Annotated in this window: 3 protein-coding genes and 1 tRNA gene; 1 reads left to right on the top strand and 3 read right to left on the bottom strand. The window is 40.7% G+C overall.

The window, feature by feature from the left end:
* Positions 1-92: 92 nt before the first annotated feature.
* Positions 93-169 (bottom strand) — tRNA-Ile (locus L1D51_RS20920).
* A gap of 274 nt (positions 170-443) precedes the next feature.
* Here L1D51_RS20920 and hemN point away from each other — a divergent pair.
* Positions 444-1,817, top strand: coding sequence for an oxygen-independent coproporphyrinogen III oxidase (gene hemN / locus L1D51_RS20925; RefSeq protein WP_054561151.1), 1,374 nt, complete (start codon positions 444-446; stop codon positions 1,815-1,817).
* Between the two features lie 62 nt (positions 1,818-1,879).
* On the opposite strand, the gene L1D51_RS20930 is transcribed toward hemN, so the two are convergent.
* Together L1D51_RS20930 and yihI are read right to left on the bottom strand one after the other, a co-directional pair.
* The gene (locus L1D51_RS20930; protein WP_054561152.1) at positions 1,880-2,395 is read right to left on the bottom strand and encodes a DUF2489 domain-containing protein; all 516 of its coding nucleotides are present in this window, start codon (positions 2,393-2,395) and stop codon (positions 1,880-1,882) included.
* A complete protein-coding gene (yihI, locus tag L1D51_RS20935; RefSeq protein WP_239964758.1) occupies positions 2,392-2,991 on the bottom strand; it encodes a Der GTPase-activating protein YihI in 600 nt (199 codons plus the stop codon). The genes L1D51_RS20930 and yihI overlap by 4 nt, the downstream gene beginning before the upstream one ends.
* Positions 2,992-3,514: the final 523 nt, after the last annotated feature.

Consider the following 3,514-nt stretch of genomic DNA (forward strand, 5'->3'; position numbering starts at 1 on the left):
ATAAAAAAGAGGTGGAACAATAGTGGAACGCAGCTGCTTAAGATAGATTTAAGCTTTGATTTTTGGGTTTTAGGATTTTTACAGAAAGAAAATGGTGGCCCCTCCCAGACTTGAACTGGGGACCTAACGATTATGAGTCGTGTGCTCTAACCAACTGAGCTAAGGGGCCATTGTATTAGCGAAAGCTAAATTTTTTTGATGCGTTTAGCAGGTTTAACTGACTAAAGCGGGATGCAGTATAAAAAGTTTTTGTAACCTTGTCACTAGCAAAACCCTTTATTTTAACAATCACTAAATCAACTGCTCAAATAGTAAACTCTTTGTTTTTACAACGACCTTAAAGCATGCCGATTAGTTTCTAGCCTCCGACATTGTTCTAGATCAAATAGCTAAATCACTAAACTCGTTAAAATAGCCGCTCAATCAATTGCGGAGTGCTGACTGTGATAAATTTACCAAGCTGGGATCAATCTCTGATCAACAAGTACAATATTTCTGGGCCTCGATATACATCTTACCCAACAGCATTGTCTTTAGCTGATGGTTATAACCAACAAGATATGATTAATGCAATTGCGGCATCGAAAAGCCGTTCTTTATCCTTGTATATCCATATCCCTTTTTGCAGTCAGCTTTGTTATTACTGTGGTTGTAATAAGGTGATCACTCGTCATCAATCTAAAGCCGATTTATACCTAGATAATTTAGCGCTTGAAATTGCTGAGCAAGCAACGCTTTTTGCCGATTATAACGTTGAGCAACTGCATTTAGGGGGTGGTACGCCAACGTTCTTATCGGCAGAGCAAATGAGCCGCTTAATGGCGTTGGTTGAGCAGCATTTTAATTTTGCTGATGATGCCGAGCGCGGTATTGAGATTGACCCTCGTTCTTTAGCTGATGGCATGCTAGTTCACCTACGTAAGCTTGGCTTCAATCGTGTTTCGTTTGGTATTCAAGATTTCAATGATGATGTGCAACTGGCAGTTAACCGCCCGCAAAGCGTGCAATCTGTAAAAGGTTTAATTAGTGAGGCTCGTGAACTTGGCTTTAAATCTATTAATGCCGATATGATTTACGGTTTGCCACTGCAAACACCAGAGAGCTTTAAAGAGACGATTGCACAGCTGATAGAGTTAAATCCTGATCGCGTGTCGGTATTTAACTATGCTCACTTACCAGATAGATTCGCTGCTCAGCGTAAAATTAAAGACGCTGACTTACCATCTGCGGGCGATAAGCTCACTATGTTCAAAAATACCCTTGAGCAGATGTTAGCGGCGGGTTATCAGTTTATTGGTATGGACCACTTTGCCCGCAAAGACAATGAATTGGCAATTGCACAAAACGCAGGTCAGTTACACCGTAATTTCCAAGGTTACACAACGCATGGCCAATGTGACTTATTAGGTTTGGGTGTGTCATCTATTTCGCAAATAGGCAATGCCATTTTACAAAACGAAAAAGAGTTAAAGCACTATTACAAAGCTGTGCAAGAAGGCTATGGCAGTGCAATCTGTAAAGGTGTTGCTTTAACTGATGACGATACGTTACGTGCAGCGGTTATCAAACAATTGATTTGCCAGTTTGAGCTGGATATTCCAGCAATCGAAAAGCAGTTTAATATCAATTTTGCCAGTTACTTCTGCGAGGCACTACAGGCACTCGACCCATTACTAGCTGATGGCTTGGTGTCTGTGAGCCAAGATAAGATCACAGTAACAGCTCGCGGTAATTTATTTATTCGTATTATTTGTATGTGCTTTGATGCGCACCTACAACAACAAATAAAGCAAACTCGTTTCTCACGAGTTATCTAGCCCAACAAAAAGCAGAGCCTAGGCTCTGCTTTTTATTTTGTTTAATTCAACGATACGTCAACTTAATTGAATACTACGTTTTCGCTGCCTGGAGCGGCTTTAAACTCTTCAATTATACGTGCGCAATCTGCTTTGATTTCATCGCTATGCTGCTCTTCAGCACGCCAGCGAGCGGTGTCCATTTTAAAAATCTCTTTTTTAGAGTATTTCTTACGGGCATCGTGCGTTGGCATATCTTTTACGACTTCGTACATTTTAAATATGCCTGGGTAGCGCTCACTTAGCTCAAACTCTTCTGCAAAGCTGTATTGAGAGATCAACACCCAAATACGTAAGCAGCCTTCTGAGAACTCACATTGCTCTTCATTCATTGCACGGGCAATTAAATGAATGCTATCGGCTAGCTTTGCATTACGCTTTGCTTTTGATGCCGCAAGCTTTTGCTCATGCTCAGCTTGCTTCTTGGCGATAAGCTTATTTTGCTCTTTTAATTTATACAGAAGTTGTCCTGCATAAAACGCAAGCCCTGCGATAATTGCCGCACCAATTACGATGGCAATAATCAAGGTTGTGCTCATCGCTCATCCTCATCTTCGTCATCAAACCATTCATTGGCTAAGTCATCAGATAAGTACTTATCGAAGTCAGATTCACCTTCATCAAATGAATCATCTTCAAAGTCATCTTCGTACTCGTCTTCATCTTCAATGCCTAATAACTCGCAAAGTGCTTGGTGGCGAGCAATACGGCTATTGAAGTACTTAGCGTCTTTACCTGTTAATAACTCACCGCGCTCATGACGCTCAACCAGCTTAAGTAGACGCTCGTCATTCTCTAGCGCTTCTAACTCTTGCTCTGGTGTTAGTTCAGGCTCAGTCACTTTCTTAAGCTCAACCATAGGTTTTAAGTTGCGTTTCATTTCAACTTTCGGCTCAGCCTTAGGCGCAACTAAAGAAACCGGCTTTTTACTACCAACACGCTTATCTTTCGGTTGATTGTTTGCAGCAGTGTTTTCTGCATTTTGTGCATCAGGTGCATTTCGAGACCCAGGTTTAGCACCTTTGGTCTTTTTAACTCGCTGCTCTTTTAACGCGCGCATCTCTCTAAGCTTTTCTTTGCTCAGACGTACAGGACCATTCGATGGAATTTTACGCGACTTTTTCTTTCTACTCATATCTTGATCATCTCACTTAAGAGGTTGTGCACAACGCCTTTGTGGCATTGTAATGCTGGCATAACCAGAAGAATTCGATGTGCGGATGTGGTTGGTCAACTTGACGAACTGCGCACTTTTCATACTTTTAGTACAAACGGTGGCTATTGTAACAGGACAAATAAAAAGGCGGTAGAGAAAACATCTCTACCGCCTACTAATCTGAGCGCCAATTATCTGGACACTTCTCCCTTCGACTTTTTAGTCTTTATTATTTTTATTATTATTGTTTATCCATTTTGTTATTGTTTTAACCTTCCGTGTAGCATTCCATTTTGTTTTTATTATTAAACTTCCATGAGCTTTTATTATTCTCGGTCAATCCTGACGCTTTTTTGTTATTTCCTTTAGGACACCTAACCAGTGTCAACCCCTAAAGACTTGCCGCAGTCACTTTCCTTATTACATTGTCCATGTTGTTTTTGCTGTCTCAGCGACAGTGGTTAATTTACTCATTAATAATTTTGTTACAACTGATTTATAT

It is taken from the genome of Pseudoalteromonas shioyasakiensis (genome assembly GCF_022398475.1).
Taxonomy (GTDB): domain Bacteria; phylum Pseudomonadota; class Gammaproteobacteria; order Enterobacterales; family Alteromonadaceae; genus Pseudoalteromonas.